The organism is Microbacterium hydrocarbonoxydans, from assembly GCF_000956475.1.
GTDB classification, from domain to species: domain Bacteria; phylum Actinomycetota; class Actinomycetes; order Actinomycetales; family Microbacteriaceae; genus Microbacterium; species Microbacterium hydrocarbonoxydans_A.
On record NZ_JYJB01000009.1, the window covers coordinates 258,938 to 283,205 of the forward strand.

Below are 24,268 nucleotides of genomic sequence, written 5' to 3' on the forward strand. Positions count from 1 at the left end.
GATGGCGCACGGAGACACCACCGGCCCGTTCGAGAAGACGCCGGGATGGCTCGACTGGTACGACGGTCCGAGCATCCCGACATTCCGGATGCCGGAGGGCGCCGTCGACGCGCACTGCCATGTGTTCGGACCAGGCGCCGAGTTCCCCTACGCTCCGGAGCGCAAGTACACCCCGTGCGACGCCTCGGCCGAGCAGCTGTTCGCCCTGCGCGACCGCCTCGGGTTCGACCGCAACGTGATCGTGCAGGCGACCTGCCACGGCGCAGACAACAGCGCCCTGGTCGACGCCCTGCACCGCAGCGAGGGGCGGGCACGCGGCGTCGCGACCGTACGCCGCGACATCACCGCCGAACAGCTCGCCGAGCTGCACGAGGCCGGCGTCCGCGGCGTCCGCTTCAACTTCGTCAAGCGCCTGGTCGACCGCGTGCCGACGGATTCGCTCGACGAGATCGTCGCGAAGATCGCCCCGCTCGGCTGGCACGTCGTGATCTACTTCGAGGCCGACGACCTCCCAGAGCTCTACGACTTCTTCTCCCGCATCCCCGTCCCGCTCGTCGTCGACCACATGGGGCGCCCCGATGTGACGAAGAACCCCGACGGTCCCGAGTTCGGCCTCTTCCTGCGTTTCCTGCGCGAGAATCCGAACGTGTGGACCAAGGTGTCGTGCCCCGAGCGGCTCAGCGTGAGCGGCCCGCGGGCGCTCGACGGCGAGCAGCATGCGTACACCGACGTGGTGCCCTTCGCCCGCCGCGTGGTCGAGGAGTTCCCCGACCGCGTGCTGTGGGGCACAGACTGGCCCCACCCCAATCTCAAGGACCACATGCCCGACGACGGGCTGCTGGTCGACTACATCCCGCAGATCGCGACCACGGCGGAGTTGCAGCGCAAGCTGCTGGTCGACAACCCGCACCGCCTGTACTGGGCGGACTCTGACGCCACCGAAGGAGCATGATCATGGCACTCGACAAGCCGTACAAGGACGTCCCCGGCACGACCATCTACGACGCCGAGCAGGCGCGCAAGGGCTATCACCTCAACCAGTTCGCGATGTCGCTCATGAAGCCCGAGAATCGCGGGCGGTTCCTCGCCGATCAGGAGGCGTATCTCGACGAGTGGCCGCTGAATGCGGTGCAGCGCCAGGCCGTGCTCGACATGGACTTGAACACCATGATCGCCGAGGGTGGCAACATCTACTTCCTCAGCAAGATCGGCGCCACGCACGGACTGAGCTTCCAGCAGATGGCCGGATCCATGACCGGTATGAGCGAGGCGGCCTACCGCGACATGATGATCGGCGGCGGGCGCCGGCCGGAGGGCAACCGCCTGAAGGACCTCGACGGCTGGACGCCGCCGTCGACCGAGAAGGCGACGACCTTCCGGCCCGATGCGCCGGCGACCTACACCTCGGCGCTGTTCACCTCGCACGTGCCGGCCATCGGGGCCGCGATGGATCTCGGCAAGACCGAGGAGCCGTACTGGAAGAAGGTATTCGACGGCTACGAGTGGACGCGGAAGTGGGCGAAGGAGAACACCCCCGACGTCGTCATCCTCGTCTACAACGACCACGCCACCGCTTTCGACGCCTCGATCATCCCCACGTTCGTGCTCGGCACGGGGGCGGAGTACCCGGTGGCGGACGAGGGCTACGGGCCCCGTCCGGTGCCGGACGTGAAGGGCTACCCGGAGTTCGCGGCGCACCTCGCGCAGTCGATCATCCAGGACGACTTCGATCTCACGCTCGTCAACGAGATGGTCGTGGACCACGGGCTGACGGTGCCGCTGTCGCTCGTCTACGGCGACGTCGAGGAGTGGCCCGTCAAGGTCATCCCGCTGGCCGTCAACGTCGTGCAGTACCCGGTGCCCTCCGGGCGTCGCTGCTACGAGCTGGGCAAGGCCCTCCGCCGCGCGATCGACAAGTGGGACGGCGAGCAGCTGAACGTGCAGATCTGGGGCACCGGCGGCATGAGCCACCAGCTGCAGGGTCCCCGGGCGGGGCTCATCAACAAGGAGTGGGACAACGCGTTCCTCGATCACCTGATCGCCGACCCGCTGGGCCTGACCGAGTGGCCGCACATGGAATACGTCGACGAGGCGGGCTCCGAGGGCATCGAGCTCGTCGACTGGCTCATCGCCCGCGGGGCGATGGACGACCAGTTCGGCGGCCAGTCGCCCGAGGTCGACCACCGGTTCTACCACGTGCCAGCCTCGAACACGGCGGTCGGCCACCTCGTCATCAGCAACCCGGTCGCGCCTCATCTCGCCGCGACCGCCTCGGTGAGCAGCCACCTCGAGGAGGTGGGCGCATGAGCGGTAGGATCCGCGTCGCGGTCGTCGGCGCCAACGGCGCCTTCGGCATGAAGCACCTCGACGGGCTGGCCAGCATCGAGGACGCGGAGGTCACGGTCGTCAGCGCCACCTCGCAGGAGAAGGCGGATGCGGTCGCCGCACAGTACGGCGTGCCGAACGCGGTCGTCGGTCTCGAGGCCGTGCTCGAGCGCGACGACGTCGACGCGGTGATCCTCGCCACTCCCACGGGCCTGCATGCCGAGCAGACCCAGGCGGTGCTGGCCGCGGGCAAGCACGTGCAGGTCGAGATCCCGCTGGCCGACTCGCTGGCGGATGCCGAGGCGACGCTCGCGGCCGCCGAGGCGACGGACCGCGTGGCCATGGTCGGCCACACCCGCCGGTTCAACCCCTCACACCAGCTGGTGCACGAGCGCATCGCGGCGGGCGAGTTCGCGGTGCAGCAGATGGACGTGCAGACGTACTTCTTCCGCCGCACGAACACGAACGCGAAGGGCGAGGCCCGCTCCTGGACCGATCACCTGCTCTGGCATCACGCCGCGCACACGGTCGACCTGTTCGCGTATCAAGCCGGGCGCATCGTGCAGGCGAACGCGATCCAGGGCCCGATCCATCCCGAGCTCGGCATCGCGATGGACATGTCGATCCAGCTGAAGAGCGAGACTGGTGCGATCTGCACGCTGTCGCTCTCGTTCAACAACGACGGGCCCTTCGGAACCTTCTTCCGCTACATCGGCGACACGGCCACCTACATCGCCCGCTACGACGATCTGTTCACGGGCAAGGACGAGCAGATCGACGTCTCGCATGTCGCGGTGAGCATGAACGGCATCGAGCTGCAGGATCGCGAGTTCGTCGCGGCGATCCGCGAGGGGCGCGAGCCGAACTCCTCGCTGCGTCAGGTGATCGACTGCTACCGCGTGCTCGGTCAGCTGGAGGAGCAGCTGGCGTGAGGCTGCCCCGCTTCGGCCTCGGCTGCATGAACCTCAGCCACGCCTACGGCATCCCGCCGTCGGAGGAGGAGGGGCTCGCCCTGCTGCGCGCCGCGCTCGACGGGGGAGTGCGGATGCTCGACACCGCCACTCTGTACGGCGGCGGCCGCAACGAGGAGCTGGTCGGTCGTGCTCTGCGCGGGAGGCGCGACGAGGTCGTGCTGGCGAGCAAGGGCGGCATGGCGATGGTCGACGGCGTGCGCACGATCGACGGGCGACCCGAGACGCTGCGGGCGCAGGTCGACGCATCGCTCGCGCGACTCGGCGTCGAGCACATCGACCTGTACTACCTGCACCGGTGGGACAAGACCGTGCCGATCGGCGACAGCGTCGGCGCGCTCGCCAAGCTGGTCGAAGACGGGAAGATCGGCGCGATCGGCCTCTCCGAGGTCTCCGTGGCGCGACTCCGCGAAGCGCAGCAGGTCGCGCCCATCGCCGCTGTGCAGAACGAGTACTCGCTGTGGAGCCGCAACCCCGAGCTCGGGATGCTCGAGGAGACCCGTGCGGCGGGCATCGCGCTCGTGGCGTTCTCTCCCGTTGCGCGGGGCTTCCTCAGCGACAGCGTGAGCGACCCTGCCGCGCTCGCGCCGAGGGACATCCGACGCACGATGCCGCGGTTCCAGCCCGAGCACTGGGCCGCGAACGCCGGGCTGCTTCCGGCGTGGCGCGCGCTCGCCGCCGAGGCCGGCTGCACGCCGGCGCAGCTCGCGCTGGCGTGGGTGCTCTCGCGAGGCGAGCACGTCGTCGCGATCCCCGGCACGACGAACCCCGCCCACCTGAAGGACGACCTCGCCGCCGTCGACCTCATGATCGCCCCCGCTGTGCTGGCGCGCGCAGGCGAGCTGATCAGCACGGCCACGGTGTCGGGTCCGCGCTACGCCCCAGGCCCCGCCGCAGACGTCGACACCGAGGACTTCGAGGACGTGGCGTGAGGGCGATCTCTTCCATGGCGACGCGGCACGTGCTCGCCGAGATGACCGCTGCGGCCGCGGATGCCGGACTCGGCGAGGTCGAGGTCGAATCGGTCGGAGGCGTCGATGCAGAGCAGCGGATCGCCGAGGGCGAGCCGTTCGATCTGGTGTTCCTCGCCGACACGGCACTGAAGCGGCTGTCCGATGCCGGGCACGTGGATGCTGCCACGGTCGTGCCGCTGGTGCTGTCGCAGGTGGCCGCGGCCGTGGCATCCGACTCGGCGAAGCCGGCCCTCCCTGCGGCGGGCGTCGCCTTCGACGATGCGGAAGGCATGCGGCAGGCGCTGCGCGCCGCCACCAGGATCGGCTACTCGACCGGTCCGAGCGGTACCGCCCTCGTGCGCCTGATCGAGGAGTGGGGGCTGAGAGAAGAACTCGGCGACCGCCTCGTACAGGCGCGTCCGGGAGTTCCCGTCGCCGCTTCGCTGGCCGCAGGTGACGTCGATCTCGGCTTCCAGCAGCTCAGCGAGCTCGTCGGCCAGCCAGGTGTGCGCATTCTCGGAGTGCTGCCGCCCGAGTGCGCGATCGAGACCGTGTTCGCTGGGGCAGTGGCGACGGCTGCAGCCGATACATCCGGGGCGAAACGGGTACTGGCGTTCCTGGCATCGGATCAGGCGGCATCGATCAAGATCCGCCACGCTTTCGAGGCGCCGGCGATCCGCTAGGCCTTCCCTCCCGAGCGGTCGTGTTCAGGCCGGGAACGCGGCCTTCTGCAGCAGAACGGCCAGAGTAGCCCGCTCAGCGGAGGTGAGCTGTGCATGCGAGCTGAGCTCGGCGTCACGAACGGCGCGTCGCGCCTGGACGAGCGTCTGCTGGCCGAGCGGCGTGGCGACCACCACATTGGCTCGCCTGTCACGCGCATCGGGCTCGCGCACGACCATGCCCGCCACCTGCAGGTCGTCGACGAGGGCGACGACCTGGCTCGGGTCGAGGCGGAGGAAGTCCGCGATCTCGCGCTGAGAGATGCGGACCTCGCCCGCCGCGAGCTCGAGCACGGAGTACGAACGCACCTTGAGTCCCACCGGGGCGAGAGCTGCGTTCCCCGCGGCGTTCGACAGCGCGCTGGCGCGCGCGAGCAGAAAGCTCATGTCGCCGGCGAGCGCCTCGGCGCCGGTGGGCTGGACGCGGGTATCCGTCATGCCTCCATCATAATCTACGATGAGGGTTTCAATAATTGAAAAACTCAAGTATTCTTGTCCTGCTCGCAGAGCATCACGAACAAAGGAGTCACATGTCGCTTGAAGGCAAAGTCGCCATCGTCACCGGATCCGGCCGGGGCCTCGGCCTCGCGTACGCCCAGGAGCTGGCGCGCCAGGGCGCGGCCGTCGTCGTGAACGATGTCGACGAGGCGACCGCATTCGATGCCGTGGCGTCCATCGAGGCGCTCGGCGGCCGAGCCGTCGCCGTCGTCGCGCCCGTCGGGCCCACCGACACCGCCAAGCGACTCGTCAGCACCGCGGTCGAGACGTTCGGGGGCCTCGACATCCTCGTGACGAACGCCGGTGTCCTGCGCGACACCGTGCTGTGGAAGATGAGCGACGACGACTTCGACACCGTGATCGACGTGCACCTGCGCGGCACGTTCACATGCGTGCGCGAGGCCGCGACGTACATGAAGGATCACGGTGTGGCCGGCCGCATCATCTGCATCGGCTCCCCGACCGGCCAGCGCGGCAACTTCGGCCAGACCAACTACGCCGCAGCCAAGGCCGGCATCGTCGGCATGGTGCGCACCTGGGCGCTCGAGCTCAAGCGGGCCGGGATCACCGCGAACGCCGTGATCCCCGTCGCCGCGACCGCCATGACGGCGACCGTTCCCTACTTCGCCGCCGCGGTCGAAGCCGACGCGGCCGGCGAGCCGATGCCCGCGTTCTTCCGCCACGATCTGGGCTTCGGCACCTCCGACGACGTGTCGGGCATCATCGCCTATCTGGCATCGGATGCCGCAGCCGACGTCACCGGTCAGGCGATCGGCATCGGGGGCGACCGCCTGCAGCTCTGGTCGCACCCCGAGGCCGTCGCCACCGCGTACCACGAGGGGGGCTGGACGACCGAGGCACTGCACGACGGTTTCGCCGAGGCGGTCGGCGACCTGCAGCCGGTCGGCGAGAAGTTCCCGCCGCTGCCGGAGGACCTGCAGCGCTCATGACCCGCTACGAGCCGGCGATCGACCTCGACGCGATCGACGCGATCGACATGCACGTGCACATCGAGGTCGACGGGCACGGCCACGCGTCGCTGCCCGACGACCTCGCCGATGCGGCATCGACGTACTTCGCGACCGACGGGCCGCGGCCCGATCTCGACTCGATCGCGACCTACTATCGCGAGCGGCGCATGGCCGCCGTCGTGTTCACGGTCGACGCCGAGACGCAGCTCGGCCACGCGCCTCTGTCGAGCGCCGAGATCGCGGAGGGGGCCGTGCGCAACAGCGACGTGCTGGTGCCGTTCGGCTCGGTCGACCCCCGTCGTGCCGACGCGGTCGACCGTGCCCGGCGGCTGATCGAGGACTCCGGCGTGCGCGGGTTCAAGTTCCACCCCACCGTGCAGGGCTTCGACCCGAGCGAGGAGCGGTACTACTCGCTGTACGCTGCGATCCAGGACGCCGGCGCGGTCGCGCTCTTCCACACCGGGCAGACCGGGATCGGCGCCGGCATGCGCGGCGGGCGCGGGTTCCGGCTCGCGCTGTCGAATCCGATGCTTCTCGACGGCGTCGCGGCCGACTTCCCCGACCTGCAGATCGTCATGGCGCACCCCTCCGTGCCGTGGCAGGAGGAAGCGCTCTCGGTGGCCACGCACAAGCACAACACCTGGATCGACCTCTCCGGCTGGAGCCCGAAGTACTTCCCCGACTCGCTCGTCCGCGCCGCCAACTCCTACCTGAAGCGACGGGTGCTGTTCGGCTCCGACTTCCCGCTGCTGACGCCTGACCGCTGGCGACGTGACGTCGAGACGACCGCCCTCAAGAGCGAGATCATGCCGGGCATCCTGAAGGACAACGCGGCGAGGCTGCTGGGGATCGGTCGCTGAGCCATGTCTGCGATCGAGAGGGATGCCGCGATCGGCATCGACCCGTACGGGTTCGCCTCGGCGCACCTCAGCGCGCCGGCGCACGCCGCGCTGGTGACCCTGCGGGACACGCTCGAGCGCAGCATCCGTCCGCTCATGTCCGACGCGTGGGAACGGGCGATCATGCCCGACGCCGTGCGGGAGGTGCTGATCCCCCTCGAGCTGATGCAGCCGGCCGGGGTGTCCGACGACGAGGCCTCGAGCAGCATGTTCTCGGGGTTCCGGAACTACGTGCTCGCGCGCACCGACGTCTCGGTGGCGACGCTGTACAACGCGCAGTCAGGGCTGTTCCGCACCACGATTCGTCAGGGCGGCTCACCTGCGCAGGTGGCGGAGCTCGACCGACGGGTGCGCTCGTTCTCGCTCACGGGCGCGTTCGCCCTGACCGAGCCCGACCACGGCTCCGATATCGCCGGCGGCATGGCCACGACCGCGCGGCTCACGGACGGGGGAGAGAGCGGCAGCCCGACCTGGATCCTCGACGGCGCGAAGCGGTGGATCGGCGCCGCGGGGTCGGCGGATGTCATCGCGGTGTTCGCCCGCTCGGTCCATGACGGGCACGTGAAGGCATTCCTGGTGCCGCGGGATGCGCCGGGACTGCACATCGAGCCGCTGCAGGGCAAGGTGTCGCTGCGGCCGATGCAGAATGCCGTGCTCACCTTCGACGGCGTGCAGGTCGCCGAATCCTCCCGTCTGCACAACGTGAACGGCTGGCGAGACGTCAGCCGCATCCTGCGCGCCATGCGCTCCGATGTCGCGTGGATCGCGACCGGCCTGCAGGCGGGCGCGCTCGACGCAGCCCTGCGCTACGTCACCGAGCGCGAGCAGTTCGGCAGACCCATCGGGGGCTTCCAGCTCGTGCAGGAGAAGCTGGCGCGCATCCTCGGCAACCTCACCGCCTCGCTCGGCATGGTCGTCCAGCTGTCGGCCCATCAGGACGCCGGGCATCTGGTCGACCACGACTCCGCCCTGGCGAAGATGCAGACAGCGCGGATGGCACGCGAGAGCGTGGCCCTCGCCCGCGAGGTCGCCGGTGGCAACGGCATCCTGCTCGAGCACGACGTGGCGCGCTTCTTCGCCGACGCCGAAGCGGTGTATTCGTACGAAGGCACCCACGAGATCACCTCCCTGATCGTCGGACGCGCTCTCACGGGCGCATCGGCGTTCGTCTGACCCTCACGAAAGGAACACCCATGACCACCACCACCGTCGCCTACGCCGACGTCGCCGGCCTCGCAGGCACCGACCTCGGATACTCGGAATGGCTCGAAGTGACGCAGGACCGCGTCGACACCTTCGCCGATGCGACCGACGACCACCAGTGGATCCATGTCGACCCCGTGAGGGCGGCCGATGGCCCGTTCGGCGCGCCGATCGCGCACGGGTTCCTGAGCCTGTCGCTCGCCGTGAAGTTCTGGTCCGAGCTGCTCGAGGTCGACGGGGTCACCACGAAGGTCAACTACGGGCTCGACAAGGTGCGCTTCATCTCGCCGGTGAAGGTCGGCTCGCGCGTGCGCATGAACGCCGTGATCGCCGAGGTGACCGAGGTGGCCGGCGGGTACCAGCTCGCTGTCGATCAGACGATCGAGATCGACGGCGGCGCCAAGCCCGCGGTCGTCGCCCGTGGGCTGTACCGCTTCTACGCGTAATCCGCCGCGCGGAGCCGGTGCTCCAGCGCACTCGCAACCGTCAGCATCCTCGACGAAGAGAGATCGACATGCTCCCTCAGGGAATCGGCACCTGGCTGGCCAAGCGCCGCCTGAAGTCGCCTGACAAGACCGCCGTGATCTTCGGCCACGACGAGATCACCTACCGCGAGTTCGCCGACGCCGCGGACCGCGTCGCCGCGGTGCTGTGGCAGCGCGGCATCCGCCAAGGCGACGCCGTCGCGTATATCGGTGAGAACAGCCCGCCGTTCCTTCAGGTGATGTTCGGGGCGGCTCAGCTCGGCGCCGTGTTCGTGCCGGTGAACACGCGGCTGGCTGCGCCCGAGATCAGGCACATCCTGGTCGACTCGGGCGCGCGCGCGGTCGTCCTCGACCCGGAGTTCCTGGACCGGGCGATGGACGGCGTCGAGGCCGGTCACATCGCCCACGTGATCGTCACCGGAGACGGGATCAGCGGGCATCCGGGGCTGGCGCGGCAGATGGCGGAGGCCGACGGCGAGCACGACGGGACAGAGGTGCCGATGGACGCCCCGGCCGCGATCGTCTACACCTCGGGCACGACCGGCCGACCGAAGGGGGCCGTGCTCACGCACCAGAACCTGACCTGGGTCGCACTCAACTGCATCATCGACTACGACGTGGTCTCGACCGACCGGTCGCTCATGATCTCGCCGCTGTTCCACGTCGCATCGCTCGGAATGGGTGCGCTTCCGGTGATCCTCAAGGGCGCCACTCTCGTGCTCGAGAACGGGTTCGAGGCCGGACGCGCGCTGCAGCTGATCCAGCGTCATCGCATCACGATGCTCTCGGGCGTCCCGACCACCTACCAGATGATGGCCGACCACCCCGAGTGGTCCTCGACCGACCTGTCGACCCTGCAGAAGCTCACGTGCGGCGGATCGGCCGTCCCGACCCGCATCCTGAACGCCTTCGAGGAGCGCGGCCTCTCCTTCTCCCAGGGCTACGGGATGACCGAGACGTCGCCGGGGGCGACCTCGCTCTCACCCGAGATGACCCGTGCCAAGCAGGGCAGCGTCGGGCTGGCGCACTTCTTCACCGAGGTGCGCATCGCCGACGAGCACGGGGTCGCCGTGCCGCAGGGGACCATCGGGGAGATCGAGATCTCGGGCCCCAACGTCTTCGCCGGTTATCACGGCCTTGCCGACGCGACCGCGGAGGCCTTCACCGCAGACGGCTGGTTCCGATCGGGCGATCTCGGCTACCTCGACGCCGACGGCTACCTCTTCATCGCCGATCGACTGAAGGACATGATCATCTCCGGCGGTGAGAACATCTATCCGGCCGAAGTCGAGAACCTCATCAGCGACCTGGAGGGCGTGTCGGGCGTCGCCGTGATCGGGGTGCCGGACGAGCGCTGGGGCGAGGTGCCCTGGGCGGTCGTCACACTGCGAGACGGTGCCGACGTCGACACGGAGCGCGTCCGCGCGCACCTCGACGGAGTGCTGGCGCGCTACAAGCTGCCCAAGAACGTGGTCGTGATCGAAGACCTGCCCCGCACGGCCTCGGGCAAGATCCGCAAGGCCGAGCTGCGAGCGAGGTTCACCTCGTGACACTCGCGCACAGCAACGTGCGGATGCTCGACTGATACGACGATCGGCCGGCCCGGAGAGGGGGCCGGCCGATCGCTGTGACGTGCGGATGCTCAGACCCGCGCCGCCTTCGTGCGCGGCGCGACCAGCGAGGCGAATTCGGCCGCCGCGGCGGCCTCGGTCTCCGTGCGCACACGGTGGTACAGGGCATACGAGTCGCCCGCAGGCCAGTTGCTCTCCATGAATGCTGCTGGCAGTCTCGGATCGGCGCGCAGCAGGGCGAGCCAGTCGGTCACCAGCATCACGCGCCGTGCCAGCACGCTGGTGACCGCCTGAGGGGTCCGCCATTCGTGGATGAAGCTCTCGTGCGCCTCGCGGATGGCGGCGATGTCCCACGCGGCGCGCACGCTCTCCGCGATCGAGAAGCCCGGCAGCTCCCTCGCATGGAACGCGGTGACCGCACCCGTCGGCAGATCGTCCCGCAAGGGCGCGAGCGAGGCGTCCAGGTCGACCTCGCCGGGGGCGAGCCACAGGCCATCGCGAATGGGAGCGAATCCGTCCCAGGTCAGCGCGGCTCGCAGGCGATGGCGCAGCTGCCGCTGCTCTTCGGGTATCGAGAACGTGACCAGAGTCCACCCCTCACCCGGCGCGTCGAACGGGTGAGGTCCGCGCACGCGGTCGGTCGCCTCGCGCAGCACGGCCGTCCCGTGGCCGGTCAGGGAGAACAGAATCTCGCGACCGCTGCGCTCTCGATCAAGGAAGTCCGACTGCACCAGCCGATCGAGCGTCGCTCGCGTGGCCGGGGCCGCGATCCCGGCGCCCTCGAGCACGGTGATGAGCGCCGACGCGCGGATCGGCTCGTCATGCGCATCGACGACGTACTCGCCGAGGAACGCGAGCAGCAGTTGCTTCGGCTGCCTGCCGGACATGCTGTTCTCCCTCTCCGCCTGCCGCGCCGCCGAAGTCAGGCGGCGGGCCGCACCGCCTCGCCGCGCTTGGCTCGCTGGATCTGCTCGTACACGTGCGTGCGCAGCTCGGTGAACCGAGGCAGCGCCCGTGTCGTGATCTGGTCGCGTTCCGGGGCGAGGTCGATCGCGAGATCCTCCTGCACCCAGGTCGGCGACTTCGACAGCACGACGACGCGTTCACCAAGATAGACGGACTCGTCGATGTCATGCGTGACGAAGAGGATCGACATGCCGCGCTCGCGGTGAAGCGCGCGCACAAGGTCTTCCAGATCAGCTCTGGTCTGAGCATCCACCGCGGCGAAGGGCTCGTCCATGATCAGCACCTCCGGCTGGTACGCCACTGCACGTGCGATCGCGACGCGCTGCTGCATTCCCCCGGAGAGCTGCCAGGGGTAGCTCGCGGTCGCATGGTCGAGCCCGACCGCGGCCAGAGCATCGTCCACGAGCCGGGTGCGCTCTGACGCCGAGAGCTTCTTGTGCTTCAGCGGGAGCTCGACGTTGCCGCGCACCGTGAGCCACGGATACAGACTCCTCCCGTACTCCTGGAAGACCAGCGCCATGCTCGGCGGCGGGCCTGTGACCGCCCTGCCGTCGAGTGCTATCGCCCCTGAGGTGGGACGCAGCAGGCCCGCGATGCACTTCAGCAGGGTCGTCTTTCCGCAACCGGACGGCCCGACGATGCACACCAGCTCGCCCGAGGTCATCGAGAAGCTGATGTCGCCGATCGCCTCGACCGTTCCCGTCGACGACTCGTACACCTTGCGCAGGTGCTCGACGTTCAGCAGCGGACGACCCTTCGAAAGCGTGTCAGGCACGCTCCACCTCCTTGATTCCGTGGTACCAGCGGAGCACCCGACGCTCGATCAGGCCGAACACGGACGCGAGCAGGACGCCGACGAGTCCGAGCAGCACGATGCCGCTCCACATCTCTGCGATCAGGTAGTTGCGCTGGAAATAGACGATCTGAAAACCGAGCCCGGACGAGGTGCTGAACATCTCCGAGATGACCATGAGGATGAGCGCCACAGACAGGCACTGCCTGACGCCGGCCATGATGCGGGGGCTCGCGGCCGGCAGTACGAGATACCGCAGACGCTCGCCGCGAGTCAGCGCGTAGGAGCGCGCCGTCTCGGTCATCACGGAGTCGGTGGCGCGGACGCCTTCGATCGTGTTGAGCAGCACCGGCCAGATCGACCCCGCGACGATCACGATCACCCGCGTGCTGTCTGCGGGCCCGAACAGTATGAGCATGACCGGCACCAGCACAGGTGGCGGGATCGCGCGAAAGAACTCCAGCGTCGGCTCGAGCAGCTCCCGCAGCCACCGCGTGAGTCCGATCAGCGTCCCGGCGATGATGCCGATCGTCACCGACAGCAGGATGCCGGCGGTGAGCCGGCCGAGGCTGGGCAGCACCTCGGTGACGAAGGCGGTTCCCAGCCAGGTCCGAGCGAACGCGTCGAGGATCTTGAGAGGCGGCGGGAAGAACGCGGCAGGGGCGATCGAGGACGAGACGCCCCAGACGACGAGAAGGACGACCGGCAGGCCGATGGTGAAGCCGAAGCCCGCGAGCGCATTCGACCAGCGCCTCGTTCGCGGCCGGGGTACGACGACGGTGCTCGTGTAGAGGCTCACAGAACCTCCTCCCCTCGCACGGACTGATGCCACGACAGCGCGTGGCGCTCGATGAATCGGAAGATCAGGTTCACGGTGAGGCCGAGCAGCCCGGCCACCACGACGTACGCGTACACCGTGGTCCAGTCGCCCGCAGTCTGCGCGAACACGATCTCGCGCCCGATGCCGGGGATACCGATCACGAGTTCAGCCGTGATGGCGAGGATCAGAGCGACTGCGGCGCCGAGCCGCAGCCCGGTCATGATGTACGGCAGTGCCGTCGGCAGCACCAGGTAACGGAAGCGCTCTGCACGGGAGAGCCCGAAGCTCTTCGCCGTGTCGCGGGCGACGGAGTCGACGTCGGCGACCCCGTAGAGCACCTGCACGAACACCTGCCAGAAGGTCGCGTAGACGATGATGAGCAGCGCGGCCTGCAGCTGCAGGCCGAACACCAGGATCGCGAGCGGGATCAGCGCCACAGAGGGGATGGGGCGCAGGAACTCCACCGTGGTGTGGGTCGCTCTGCGCAGGAAGGGCACGAGGCCGATGAGCGCACCGGCCACGACCGCCAGCAGCGTCGCGATGAGCAGCCCGAGCCCCCACGCCGTCAGGGTGCGACCGACGTTGCGCCAGAACTCGAGATCTCGGACCTCGGTCAGGATCTGGCCGAGCACGTCGCTCGCATACGGAAGGAAGCGGGGGCTGACGACGCCGAGCGCCGGAATCAGCTGCCAGGTGACCAGGAAGCCGACGAGGCCGAGTGCGCCCAGCAGAACCTTGCGCGCACTCCGCGGGGAGCGTCGAGTGCGAACGGGTGCGGTGCCCGTGACGGCGAGTGCGGATTCCACCGGGCGTCAGGGGATCTGGACGAGGCGATCGAAGTCGGGCGCCTTCTCGAGGACTCCGTACCCGACCGCGAGGTCTGCCAGCTCTTTCAGGTTGGCGACGTCGAGGTCGGCGGTGAACACCGGGAGCGTGATGCCGGCAGCGACGTCCTCTGGCACGCCCATGTTCTCGACGATCGCCGCGCGAACGGCGTCCTCGTTGCCGGACGCCCAGTCGAGGGCCTCGCTCATGGCCGCGGAGAAGTCTGTCACGAGTTCAGGATCGGAGTCGATGAGCTTCTGCGTCGTGATGGTCGTCAGGAGATCGAGCCCCGGGATCGCGGCCTGATACGGGAACACCACGATGTTGCCGCCGCCTGCTTCGATCTGCGACATGAACGGGTCCGGTACCCAGCCGGCGTCGATGTTGCCGGCCTCGAGCTGGGCCTGCACGTCGGGGAAGGCCACCTCGACGAACTGAATCGTCGACGGGTCGCCTCCGGCATCCTCGACCGCCTTCATGATGGTGACGTCGCCGGCGGCGCCCAGGCTGTTCACCGACACCCTCTTGCCGGCGAGGTCGGCGGGGTCAGTGATCCCGGAGTCCGGCAGGGAGACGACCGCGTTCACGTCGCGACCGGTCGGTTGAGCGCTCGCGTAGTCGCCGATGATCGCGACGCCGAGATCCTGCAGGTCGGCGCGGAACGGGCCGAATGGCTGACCGATCGCGAACTGGATGTCGCCGCTGAGAAGCGCGGGGATCGCCTGGGCGCCACCCTGCGCCGGCACGACCTCGACCGCGATGCCGTGCTTCTCGAAGATGCCTTCGTCGATCGCGGCCCATAGGGCGCCGGTCTCGGCGATAGGAAGCGCGGCGACGCGCACCGTGCGCATGTCATCCGAGCTGCTGCCGTCGCTCGGTGCGCTCGACGGCCCCGCAGCGGAATCGGTGCAGCCGGCGAGTGCGAGAACCGCGGCAGCGGCGAGCGCGACGGCGGAAAGTGCTTTCTTCATTGAAGGACCTCTCGTTTGCTCGTGTCGGTATGCCGGCACGCCGACGGGCGCCTGTGGCCGCCGCTGCGGGAGCTGCGCACCTCGCTGTGCTGACACAGTCATCGTGCGCCACGAGAGAGTTATTTGTCAATGTTTTTGTGACGCTCGTCACGTGTTCATTGAATATTTAAGACATGCGGGCGATGAGATCGAGCCCGCGGCGCGCCCAGGCGATCTCGGCTTCGGCGCGCTCGACCAGGCCTTCGTAGGCGAAGCGCTTGTAGGCGATCGTGCGCTCGCGGTCCTTCTCAGGGGTCACCGCGAGGCGCCTGGCGAGCATGGGATTTGTGACCGCGTCGATGCGCGCGAGCTCACCGGTCCACTGCGCGAGCTCGCTCGTCCACTGCACGATGTGCTGCTGCAGGAAGGCGTGCGCGGCATCCGGGGTCGTCGTCTCGAGGTAGGCCGCGCGCAGGTGGGCCGGATCCCGCACGCGCTGATACTCGAGCGGCGCGGCCATCCAGTCGAGGAAGGCCTGATCACCCGCGTCCGTGACGTGGTACATGCGCCGAGTGCCGCGTTCGCCGCGGGCCTGCTCCTCGCCGACGATGAGCCCGAGCTGCTCCATCTTGCGAAGCTCGGGATAGATCTGCGAATCGGGCGCGTGCCACACGTGCCCGACGGACTGATGGAACTGCTTCTGCAGGTCATACCCCGACAAGGGCCCCACTCTCAGAAGCGCCAGCAATGCGTAACGCAGACTCATGCGGCTCCTTTCCCCCTCGAGACTATCGAGCCCTTCGTGTATACCTATACGCATAGGTAAATGCTGCAGGGTATTTCCAGACACGAAGGAGTGGACTTGGCTGAGACGCGCACGACCGCGAAGATCTTCGACTACCCGCGCGACGCGTGGTACGTCGCCGCGTGGGACTACGAGGTCACCCGCAACCCGATGGCGCGCACGATCGCGGGCAGGCCGCTCGCTCTCTATCGCACCCAGGACGGCACGCCGGTGGCGCTCGCCGACGCCTGCTGGCACCGGCTCGCCCCGCTGTCGATGGGGAAGGTCATCGGCGACGACCTGCAGTGCCCGTACCACGGCATCCGCTACAACAAGACGGGACGCTGCACCTCGATGCCCGCCCAGGAGACGATCAATCCCAGCGCGACGGTTCCGTCGTTCCCCGTCGTCGATCGCTACCGGTACGTCTGGGTGTGGGTCGGCGACCCCGCGATCGCCGATCCTGCCCTGATCCCCGACATGAGCCAGATGACCGACCCGGAGTGGACCGGCGACGGCGAGCTGATCCACGCCGACTGCAACTATCAGCTCGTGCTCGACAACCTCATGGACCTCACGCACGAGGAGTTCGTGCACTCGTCGAGCATCGGCCAGGAGGAGCTCAGCGAGTCGGAGTTCGTCACGAGCCACACCGAGACGACGGTCACAGTGGAGCGGTGGATGCTCGGCATCGACGCGCCGCCCTTCTGGCTCAAGAACATGCGCGACAAGTTCCCCGACTTCGAGGGCAAGGTCGACCGCTGGCAGATCATCCACTTCGAGGCGCCGTCGACGATCCGCATCGACGTCGGCGTCGCGAGGGCGGGCACCGGAGCTCCGGAGGGGGATCGAAGCCAGGGGGTGAACGGCTACGTGATGAACACGATCACGCCGGAGAGCGACCGCAGCTGCCACTACTTCTGGTCGTTCCAGCGCAACTACCGCCTGGACAGCCAGCTCATCACCACACAGCTGCGCAATGGCGTGCATGGGGTGTTCGGCGAGGACGAGCGGATGCTGCAGGCGCAGCAGGCCGCGATCGACGCGAACCCCGACTACGAGTTCTACAGCCTCAACATCGACACCGGCGGCATGTGGGTCCGCCGCATCCTCGAGCGGATGCTGGAGAGCGAGGGGCGCCCGTCCGCAGTGCCGCTGCCGACGGGCGTCGGCGCCGAGCGCGTCCCTCAGGTCGTGTGAGATGGCGCAGTCGCACACCGTCAAATGGCAGCAGGCCACCGTGCGGGAATCGGCGCCTCTGACGGATCGGATCCACCGGATCGTGCTGTCGCCGGATACGCAGCGCAGGCTGGATCCCGGCATGCACGTCGATGTCCGGATCCGCGTCGACGGCGAGCCCGTCACTCGTTCGTATTCCGTCGTCGAGCCGGTGGGCGAGGGTGGCGACTTCGCGATCAGCGTGATGCGCACCGACGTCTCGCGCGGCGGTGCCGCGGTCGTGCACGCTCTGCGTCCGGGTGATCGGGTCGATGTGACCTATCCGCTGCAGGACTTCCCGTACCGTCACGGCGCGGCGCGTTACGTCTTCCTCGCTGGCGGAGTCGGCATCACTGCCGTGCTCGGCATGGCGCGCGCCGCGCGCGCAGCGGGTGCGGAGTACCAGGTCGTGTACTGCGGACGCAGCAGGGACGCCATGGCCTATCTCGACGACCTGACCGCCGAGCATGGGGAGCGGCTCCAAGTGTGCGTCGGTGATGAGGGCACATCGCTGGACATCCCGCAGTTCGTCGACGCCGTCGCAGTGGATGCGGAGCTGTACATGTGCGGCCCGATCCGGCTGATGGATGCCGTGCGGCGAGCATGGGATGCCTCCGGTCGCCCATACGCCAACCTCCGATTCGAGACGTTCGGCAACAGCGGATGGCATGAGGCGCAGCCGTTCCGTGTCCGCATTCCGGCCGTCGGAATCGACTGCGTCGTGCCGGCCGACAAGACGCTGCTGGAGACTCTCGAGGACGCAGGCGCCGACCCCATGTTCGACTGCCGGAAGGGCGAGTGCGGGATCTGCGAGGCGCGGGTCATCGGTCTCGCCGGAGACATCGACCATCGCGACGTGTTCTACAGCGAGCGCCAGCGGGACGCGCGGTCGAAGATCTGCCCCTGCGTGTCGCGTGTGCGCCTGGAGGGTGAGGAGATGGCGGTCATCGAGCTGCAGCTCTCCTGAGAGGCGCGAGGATGCGCAGGCCGCAGGGGTACTCACAGTTATGTGCAAATCAATACTTCTTATGTCTAAAGAAGACTGAAGGTTGATACTCTCGAAGGGCGCACCGACGCGCCTGACACAGAGAGCGAGCACGGATGCTTCTCGAACGAGACCTCATTCAGTCCACCGGCTTCCGGAACGTGCGTGACGGCGACCGGATCACCGGCTTCCAGTTCCGTGTGCGGATCCCGAACTACCGCGGACTGTACGCCTCGCTCATCGACGGGATCTCGGTCCGGGTGGGCGATCTCGTCGACGTCGGGCCCGATGTTCCGCTCTGGACGCTGGGCGGCACCACGTACACCCTGCAGCAGCTGTGGGAATCGGACGATGTGCGCTGGCCGCTGGAGGAGGCGGCCGTCGTCACCGTGCCCTTCGCCGGCGGGCTGCCCGACGGCACGCACGAGGTGTCGGTCGAGATACTGCTGCGCGCCTCCTACATCCCGATCGAGCACCAGCCGAGCCGTTCCCGCTCCACCCGCCGGGTCACGCTGAGCTCCGAACACGACGGCGGACCCTTCCAGTACGGGGTCTCGCTGTACAGCTACACGGACGACTTCAACACCGTGCTCGGGCTGGAGGCCTCGATGGCCGCGATCGCCGATCTCGGCGCGACCGGTATCGAGATCCTCGGCGAAGGCCACGTTCCCGGCTACCCGAACCCGTCGACGGCGTGGATCGACGAGTGGTTCCGCCTTCTGGAGGCGTACCGGCTCGAGCCCACGAACATGGGCTCCTGGATCGACACCCGGCTGCACTCCAGCGGGCCCGGCGCCCGTGACATGACCGCCGACGAGGGGGCTGCGGCGCTGCAGCGCGACCTGCGACTGGCGAAGCAGCTCGGATTCCGCTTCGTCCGCCCGAAGATCGGTGTCGTATCGAGCGACCTGATCCCGCACCCGATCTGGACCGAGTCGGTGGAGCGCAGCCTCGATCTGGCCGCCGAGCTGGACGTGATCATCGCCCCGGAGATCCACTCGCCGACACCGATCAAGCATCCGGTCGTCGACGACTACATCGACCTCATCCAGCGCACCGGCACGAAGCACTTCGGTCTGCTCATCGACACGGGCATCTTCCAGGACCGTCCGATTCCGCTGCGCCCGGGGGAGACCCGCGAGACCAGGCCCGCGTTCCTCGACGGCATCGGCGTCGACCCCGCCGATCTCGCAGGCATCGGCGAGTACGTCGTGTTCGTGCAGGCGAAGTTCCACGACATCGATGAGAGCCGCGAGGATCTCCAGATCCCGTGGCGGCCCGTGCTGCAGGGGCTCAAGGATGCCGGCTACACCGGCTATCTCTCCAGCGAGTATGAGGGCGCCCGCGAGCCGTGGCGCTCCCTCGAGCAGGTGCGCCGGCAGCACTCGATCATGCGCGAGATCGCCTCCGGCCTCGCCTGAGCATCCGCAACCACCCGTCCGCAACCACAGAGGAGAGATCATGCCCAACGGCCTCATCCAGCAGGACAGCCTGCGCGTGCACCCCGACGGATTCGCCGTCGCCCTCACCCTGCCCTGGTACCGGAGCCTGTGGCTCTCCTCGGTCGGCACCCTCGGCCTCTCGATCGACGGCGAGGAGATCCCGGCCGGCGACCTGCGCTTCGAGCTCGACGGCGTGCAGTACGGCCTCGACGAGCTGCCCGAGCAGAGCGAGACCCTGTGGTTCCTGCAGGAGCATCCGCTGTTCGTCGCCCGCCGCGCCGAGCCGTTCGCGCTCGGCGAGACGCACGAGGTGTCGATCGCCGGCGACCTGCGCCTGCCCTACATGCAGATCGCGCCAGGGCAGGACGGAGGGCCCGGCATGTACGTGCCGAACGTCGTGCGCCAGACGCTGACGCTTACGGTGAAGGACGCGGCGGATGCCGCGCCGGCCCTCGTCGCGGCCGCCGCGCCGCCGCCCGCAGCCACGGACGACGACCCGTTCAAGCTTGGCCTGACCCTGTACTCCGCGAGCGCGGAGTTCCGTGCCGGGTGGTACGACTTCGACGGACTGCTCGACCGGGTCGCCGATCTCGGCATCGGGCCGGGCATCGAGATCGTCGCCTCCCAGGTGCTGCCCACCTATCCGGTGGTCTCCGACGAGTTCCTGAACACCTGGCGCGCGGCCTTCGACCGGCACGGCTTCGACGCCAGTTCCTTCGGCGCCAACCTCGACATGGGGCGCCGCCGCGATCGCGACATGACGCCCGACGAGGAGTTCGAGTTCAGCGAGCTCATGTTCCAGGGCGCGAAGAAGCTCGGCTTCCCGCTCGTGCGCATCCAGAGCGCCAAGCCCGAGCTGCTGCGCCGGCTTCTGCCCGTGGCCGAGCGTCTCGAGCTGAAGCTCGCCTACGAGATCCACGCGCCGATGGGGCCGAACCACGAGGCCATCCTCAAGGTGCGCGACACCTACGCAGAGCTCGACTCGCCGCTGCTCGGCTTCGTCGCCGACTTCTCCTCGACCATGCACTCGATGTCGCCGACGCTGCTCCGCGCCGTCCAGCGCGCGGGCCTCGACGACGAGGCCCTGGACACCCTGCAGCGGATCTGGGCGACGGATGCCACGATGCGTGAGCGCCAGGAGAAGTTCATCGGCTACCTGAAGGGACGCGACTTCGACCCTGGCAGGCTCGGCTCGTTCGCGCACCTGGCGTTCAACATGCACGGCCACGTCGACCCCCGTGAGTGGGCGGACATCATGCCGCAGATCATGCACGTGCACGCCAAGTTCTACGACATCGACGAGTCGGGTCAGGAGCCGGCGATCGACTACCCGGAGCATGTGCGCGTCTTCGTCGAGGGCGGATATCGCGGCTACTGGTCGAGCGAGTGGGAAGGGCACGCCTTCGCCGAGCTCGGGGAGGTCGACCCGCTGCTGCTCGTGCGGCGCCAGCACGACCTCATCCGCGCGAGCATGCGCGTGGTGACGGCGGTCTGAGTGCGGGGTGCGCGCTCAGACGACGCGGGCCTCGGCTTCGACGACGCGGCCGGCCTCGGCGAACAGCTCGCGCATCCAGGCGTGCTCAGGGTCGCGGCCGTGTACCGGGTGCCACCACAGGGCGTTCGTGAGCGGGGTGGCGTCGAAGGGCAGGCCGACGATCCGCAGGCCGCCGACGCGCTGCACGATGGGTGCGAGCGCGGCCTGCACCAGGCCGATCCGTCGCGTGCCGGCGATGAACAGCGGCAGTGACATGAAGCTCTCGACGACCACCTCGACGTGAGGCTCGACACCGAGCTGCTGCACCTGACGCTCGGCCGAGGTGAACGCCGACCGCGACTGGTAGTGCATGGCCCACGGCAGCTCCGAGATGTTCTCCATGCTGAGAACGTCTCCGACTGCCTCGTTCTCTTCGGCGACCAGGCCCACCCAGGTGTCGTGCCAGAGATCGGCGAAGGGCAGGTCCGTGAGGAAGCCGTGCGGGATCACCATGCCGTCGGCAGCGCGCAACCGGTTTGTGGCGTCTTCGACGATGAGCGGGTTGTGCAGCGCGAACCGGAAGCGCACGCCCGGCGCGCGCTCGGCGGCGAGCTCGGAGACGACGCGGCCGATCGTCGTGAATCCGTAGTCGGACCCGTAGATGAGGAACTCGCGCACCGACTCGGAGGGCTCCCACGTGGCCTGACTCTCGAAGACGCGGCGGGCCGCGTCGAGTGCCGTGGTGGTGTGCTCGGCGAGGCGCAGCGCGAACGGCGTGAGCTCATAGGTGTTGCCGCGGCGGGCGAGGATCGGATCGCCGAAATGCGTGCGCAGCCGCGCCAGGGATGCGGACAGGGCCGGCTGGCTCAGATGCAGCCGCTCGGCGGCGCGGGTCACGCTGCGTTCCGTCAGCAGCGCATCGAGTGCCACGAGCAGGTTGAGGTCGAGCCGTGAGAGCAGGGCATGATCGGTCACGACGGTGTGATCCTTCGGGTCGGGTCAGTCCTGAGATTGTATCCATCAAGCCGATGCCCTGGCTATGCGTCATTGACCGCGACGATGCGACGGTCCACGTGAGCATCCATGCGGCGAATGCCGGAATCAGCCATACTAATGGCGAAAACCGACATAAGAAGTGGAATGATGGATGAATGACGTCCACAGACCTCCTCATCATCGGCAGCGGCCCCGTCGGCTCCGCTTTCGCGCGGCTCATCGGCGAGCAGCGCCCGGGAACCTCGATCACCATGATCGAACTCGGACCCCAGGTGTCGACCCCGGCCGGTACGAACGTGCGTAACCTGCCGCCCGAAGAGCGCGACGCCGCGCGTGAGGCGTCGCAGGGACCTTCGGGTGGCGTGCGCGGAGACTCGGCGCGCAGCCTTCAGGTCGAGGGCACCGTGATCTCGCCCGGCGGGACGTACATCGCCTCGCCGGGCCACCAGGCCGGGATGCCCGCGGCGGCGCTCTCCGCCTGCGTGGGCGGCATGGGTGTGCACTGGACCTGCGCGACGCCGCGCCCCAATGACGACGAGCGCATCGACGTGATCCCCTCGGGCGAGCTGGATGCCGCCCTTGAGGAAGCCGAGCGCCTGATGCACGTGACGACACTGCCTGAGAACCCATATGGCTCGGCGATCAAGTCACTGCTGCGCGAGCACTTCTCGGGCGTCCTGCCCGAGGACCGTATGCCCGACGGCCTGCCGATGTCGGCGATCCCGCAGCCCGACGGCTCCATCCGCTGGGGCGGCGCCGACACGATCCTCGGCGACACTCCGGTCACCCTCCGTGCCGAGACCATCGCGCGCCGCCTGATCCTCGATGGTGCTCGCGTCGTCGGCGCAGAGGTGGAGCACATTCCGACGGGCGAGAGGGAGGTCGTCGAGGCGAAGGCCGTGGTGGTCGCCGCGAATGCGCTGCAGACGCCGCAGCTGCTGTGGGCCTCCGGCATCCGCCCCGATCCGCTCGGTCGCTACTTCACCGAGCATGTCCTCGTGTACAGCGTGGTCGCGCTCAGCGATGAGGTCGTGCAGCGGGCCGGTATCGACACTCCCGTGAAGGAGCTGGTGAAGGACCCGACGGCGTCGACGTTCGGCATCCCGTACACCGCCGGCGTGCACCCGTACCGCACGCAGGTCATGCACATGGCCGATGCGCCCTTCCCGGTCGACGAATCGGCGGTCGGCGTCGGAGCCGCCCGGTACGTGGCGATGGGCAACGGGGTGCGCAAGTTTCCGCGGGTGGAGGACCGCGTGGTCTTCTCGGACGCCGAGACGGACCGCTGGGGGATGCCGCAGCTGTCGATCGAGTACGAGGTCACCGACCGTGAGCTCGCGGAGGTGGATGCCGCGATGGCCGACCTTCGGGCGGTTGCGCAGAGCATCGGCAGCTTCGTGCCCGGAGGAGAGCCTCGGCTGATGCCCGCCGGCACGTCCCTGCACTACAAGGGCACCGTGCGCATGGGCGACGACGGGGGAGCGGCATCCGTCGTCGACACCCGATCGCGCGTGTGGGGCTTCGAGAACCTGTTCCTCGGAGGCAACGGGCTGATCCCGACGGCCACCGTCACGAACCCGACGCTCACGAGCGTCGCGCTCGCGGTGCGCGCGGTGCCCGCGCTGCGGGAACAGCTCGACGGCTGAGGCTCCAAGGGGAGCGATCCTTTCGGCGCTTCGCCTGACCGGCACATGTCGGGTCGAGGCTCGTCGCATGTATCGTGGCGCGGGTAGCGCGTGCCCGCCCGGGCACTGAGAGGAGCATGCCCGTGTCGGACGGAGTCGCAGAGCCGCAGCAGGCCCGGAGCCGAGAATCGTTCACCAGGGTGCTGGATGCCACCGCCGCACTCCTGCGCGAACGCGGTGCAGCCGGTGTGACGATCACGGACATCAGCGCGCTCGCCGGAGTCTCTGTCGGCACCATCTACGGTCGAGTGGGCAGCAGGGCGAATCTGCTGAGATCTGTCCAGGTCCGCGAGCTCGACAAGCTTCAGCAGGCGATGGTGGATCGCCTCGATTCGCTGCCTGATCGTGAGCGCAGCGAATCGGCGCTCTCTGAGCTGCTCGACGCGTACACGTCCGAGATGGAGGCGAACGCCCCGATGATCCAAGCGCTCGTGGCGCTGGCGGAGGGCGACGAGCGGCTCGCAGCGACCGGGCCGGAATCGTGGCGTTCCGTGCGGGATATCGTCGTGCGCAAGTTGGCTCGTGAGCGTCAGGGCGTGGCCGACGACGAATGGATGCGGTGGATTTTCGGCGTCGTGTACGTCATGACTCTCCGGTACATCGAGCGAGACGATTCGGTCGAGGGCGTGAGATCGCGGGCGTCATTCGTGTCCTTGCTGACTCGCACGGTGGATGCCCTGCTGCGGAGCCCGCAGCCGCGTTCGTAGCTGAACACTTGAATCCGAATTATGATTC

General features: G+C 68.4%; 24 protein-coding genes. 16 read left to right on the forward strand and 8 right to left on the reverse strand.

Going from position 1 to position 24,268, the window contains the following annotated elements:
• The first annotated feature begins 1 nt into the window (after position 1).
• The 5 genes from RS84_RS10380 to RS84_RS10400 are packed head-to-tail and all read left to right on the forward strand — an operon-like array spanning position 2 to position 4,932.
• A complete protein-coding gene (locus RS84_RS10380; RefSeq protein ID WP_045257716.1) occupies positions 2 to 952 on the forward strand; it encodes an amidohydrolase family protein in 951 nt (316 codons plus the stop codon).
• Between the two features lie 2 nt (positions 953 to 954).
• The gene (locus RS84_RS10385) at positions 955 to 2,307 is read left to right on the forward strand and encodes a protocatechuate 4,5-dioxygenase subunit alpha/beta (RefSeq protein WP_045257717.1); all 1,353 of its coding nucleotides are present in this window, start codon (positions 955 to 957) and stop codon (positions 2,305 to 2,307) included.
• Positions 2,304 to 3,257: a Gfo/Idh/MocA family oxidoreductase gene (locus RS84_RS10390; RefSeq protein WP_200892014.1), complete on the forward strand. Its 954-nt coding sequence runs from the start codon at positions 2,304 to 2,306 to the stop codon at positions 3,255 to 3,257. Before RS84_RS10385 ends, RS84_RS10390 begins: the two co-directional genes overlap by 4 nt.
• Positions 3,254 to 4,228, forward strand: coding sequence for an aldo/keto reductase (locus tag RS84_RS10395; protein ID WP_235281462.1), 975 nt, complete (start codon positions 3,254 to 3,256; stop codon positions 4,226 to 4,228). Before RS84_RS10390 ends, RS84_RS10395 begins: the two co-directional genes overlap by 4 nt.
• Complete coding sequence (locus RS84_RS10400; protein WP_052676323.1) at positions 4,225 to 4,932, forward strand: substrate-binding domain-containing protein; 708 nt, start codon at positions 4,225 to 4,227, stop codon at positions 4,930 to 4,932. The genes RS84_RS10395 and RS84_RS10400 overlap by 4 nt, the downstream gene beginning before the upstream one ends.
• 24 nt (positions 4,933 to 4,956) lie before the next feature.
• Here the strand turns inward: RS84_RS10400 and RS84_RS10405 are convergent, their stop codons facing one another.
• Positions 4,957 to 5,406, reverse strand: coding sequence for a MarR family winged helix-turn-helix transcriptional regulator (locus RS84_RS10405; protein WP_045257719.1), 450 nt, complete (start codon positions 5,404 to 5,406; stop codon positions 4,957 to 4,959).
• A 92-nt stretch (positions 5,407 to 5,498) separates the two neighbouring features.
• Between RS84_RS10405 and RS84_RS10410 the strand changes: the two genes are divergently transcribed.
• The 5 genes from RS84_RS10410 to menE all read left to right on the forward strand — a co-directional run bounded on the left by RS84_RS10410 (position 5,499) and on the right by menE (position 10,574).
• Entirely contained in the window at positions 5,499 to 6,416 is a 918-nt protein-coding gene (locus tag RS84_RS10410; RefSeq protein WP_045257720.1) for an SDR family oxidoreductase, read from the forward strand.
• On the forward strand, positions 6,413 to 7,297 hold the full coding sequence (locus tag RS84_RS10415; RefSeq protein ID WP_045257721.1) for an amidohydrolase family protein: 885 nt from the start codon (positions 6,413 to 6,415) through the stop codon (positions 7,295 to 7,297). The genes RS84_RS10410 and RS84_RS10415 overlap by 4 nt, the downstream gene beginning before the upstream one ends.
• Before the next feature lie 3 nt (positions 7,298 to 7,300).
• A complete protein-coding gene (locus tag RS84_RS10420) occupies positions 7,301 to 8,509 on the forward strand; it encodes an acyl-CoA dehydrogenase family protein (protein WP_045257722.1) in 1,209 nt (402 codons plus the stop codon).
• 20 nt (positions 8,510 to 8,529) lie between these two features.
• Positions 8,530 to 8,985 carry a MaoC family dehydratase gene (locus tag RS84_RS10425; protein WP_045257723.1) on the forward strand — a complete coding sequence of 152 codons (456 nt, stop codon included), beginning with the start codon at positions 8,530 to 8,532 and terminating at the stop codon, positions 8,983 to 8,985.
• 68 nt (positions 8,986 to 9,053) lie between these two features.
• The gene (menE, locus tag RS84_RS10430) at positions 9,054 to 10,574 is read left to right on the forward strand and encodes an o-succinylbenzoate--CoA ligase (RefSeq protein ID WP_045257724.1); all 1,521 of its coding nucleotides are present in this window, start codon (positions 9,054 to 9,056) and stop codon (positions 10,572 to 10,574) included.
• Between the two features lie 92 nt (positions 10,575 to 10,666).
• Here the strand turns inward: menE and RS84_RS10435 are convergent, their stop codons facing one another.
• The 6 genes from RS84_RS10435 to RS84_RS10460 form a co-directional block, all read right to left on the reverse strand.
• Positions 10,667 to 11,482 carry a PaaX family transcriptional regulator C-terminal domain-containing protein gene (locus RS84_RS10435; protein WP_045257725.1) on the reverse strand — a complete coding sequence of 272 codons (816 nt, stop codon included), beginning with the start codon at positions 11,480 to 11,482 and terminating at the stop codon, positions 10,667 to 10,669.
• Positions 11,483 to 11,517: 35 nt separating this feature from the next.
• On the reverse strand, positions 11,518 to 12,336 hold the full coding sequence (locus RS84_RS10440) for an ABC transporter ATP-binding protein (protein WP_045257726.1): 819 nt from the start codon (positions 12,334 to 12,336) through the stop codon (positions 11,518 to 11,520).
• The gene (locus RS84_RS10445) at positions 12,329 to 13,153 is read right to left on the reverse strand and encodes an ABC transporter permease (RefSeq protein WP_045257727.1); all 825 of its coding nucleotides are present in this window, start codon (positions 13,151 to 13,153) and stop codon (positions 12,329 to 12,331) included. The genes RS84_RS10440 and RS84_RS10445 overlap by 8 nt, the downstream gene beginning before the upstream one ends.
• Positions 13,150 to 13,980, reverse strand: coding sequence for an ABC transporter permease (locus RS84_RS10450; RefSeq protein WP_045257728.1), 831 nt, complete (start codon positions 13,978 to 13,980; stop codon positions 13,150 to 13,152). The genes RS84_RS10445 and RS84_RS10450 overlap by 4 nt, the downstream gene beginning before the upstream one ends.
• A 6-nt stretch (positions 13,981 to 13,986) precedes the next feature.
• Positions 13,987 to 14,970, reverse strand: a complete 984-nt coding sequence (locus tag RS84_RS10455) for an ABC transporter substrate-binding protein (protein WP_045257729.1) — start codon at positions 14,968 to 14,970, stop codon at positions 13,987 to 13,989.
• 166 nt (positions 14,971 to 15,136) lie between these two features.
• Positions 15,137 to 15,715, reverse strand: a complete 579-nt coding sequence (locus tag RS84_RS10460; RefSeq protein ID WP_045257730.1) for a PadR family transcriptional regulator — start codon at positions 15,713 to 15,715, stop codon at positions 15,137 to 15,139.
• Between the two features lie 60 nt (positions 15,716 to 15,775).
• Here RS84_RS10460 and RS84_RS10465 point away from each other — a divergent pair, with 60 nt between their 5' ends.
• From RS84_RS10465 to RS84_RS10480, 4 genes are all read left to right on the forward strand, one after another.
• Positions 15,776 to 16,933, forward strand: a complete 1,158-nt coding sequence (locus RS84_RS10465) for an aromatic ring-hydroxylating oxygenase subunit alpha (RefSeq protein WP_045257731.1) — start codon at positions 15,776 to 15,778, stop codon at positions 16,931 to 16,933.
• Position 16,934: 1 nt separating this feature from the next.
• Positions 16,935 to 17,918 (forward strand): PDR/VanB family oxidoreductase, encoded by a 984-nt coding sequence (locus RS84_RS10470; RefSeq protein WP_045257732.1) that lies wholly within the window; start codon positions 16,935 to 16,937, stop codon positions 17,916 to 17,918.
• Between the two features lie 134 nt (positions 17,919 to 18,052).
• Positions 18,053 to 19,357, forward strand: a complete 1,305-nt coding sequence (locus RS84_RS10475; protein WP_045257733.1) for a C-glycoside deglycosidase beta subunit domain-containing protein — start codon at positions 18,053 to 18,055, stop codon at positions 19,355 to 19,357.
• Between the two features lie 40 nt (positions 19,358 to 19,397).
• Positions 19,398 to 20,873 carry a C-glycoside deglycosidase beta subunit domain-containing protein gene (locus RS84_RS10480; protein ID WP_045257734.1) on the forward strand — a complete coding sequence of 492 codons (1,476 nt, stop codon included), beginning with the start codon at positions 19,398 to 19,400 and terminating at the stop codon, positions 20,871 to 20,873.
• A gap of 15 nt (positions 20,874 to 20,888) precedes the next feature.
• Here the strand turns inward: RS84_RS10480 and RS84_RS10485 are convergent, their stop codons facing one another.
• Positions 20,889 to 21,827: a LysR family transcriptional regulator gene (locus tag RS84_RS10485; protein ID WP_045257735.1), complete on the reverse strand. Its 939-nt coding sequence runs from the start codon at positions 21,825 to 21,827 to the stop codon at positions 20,889 to 20,891.
• A gap of 176 nt (positions 21,828 to 22,003) precedes the next feature.
• On the opposite strand from RS84_RS10485, the gene RS84_RS10490 reads away from it, so the two are divergent.
• The gene (locus tag RS84_RS10490; RefSeq protein WP_045257736.1) at positions 22,004 to 23,494 is read left to right on the forward strand and encodes a GMC oxidoreductase; all 1,491 of its coding nucleotides are present in this window, start codon (positions 22,004 to 22,006) and stop codon (positions 23,492 to 23,494) included.
• A gap of 122 nt (positions 23,495 to 23,616) precedes the next feature.
• On the forward strand, positions 23,617 to 24,240 hold the full coding sequence (locus RS84_RS18675) for a TetR/AcrR family transcriptional regulator (protein WP_160298175.1): 624 nt from the start codon (positions 23,617 to 23,619) through the stop codon (positions 24,238 to 24,240).
• Positions 24,241 to 24,268 lie beyond the last annotated feature (28 nt).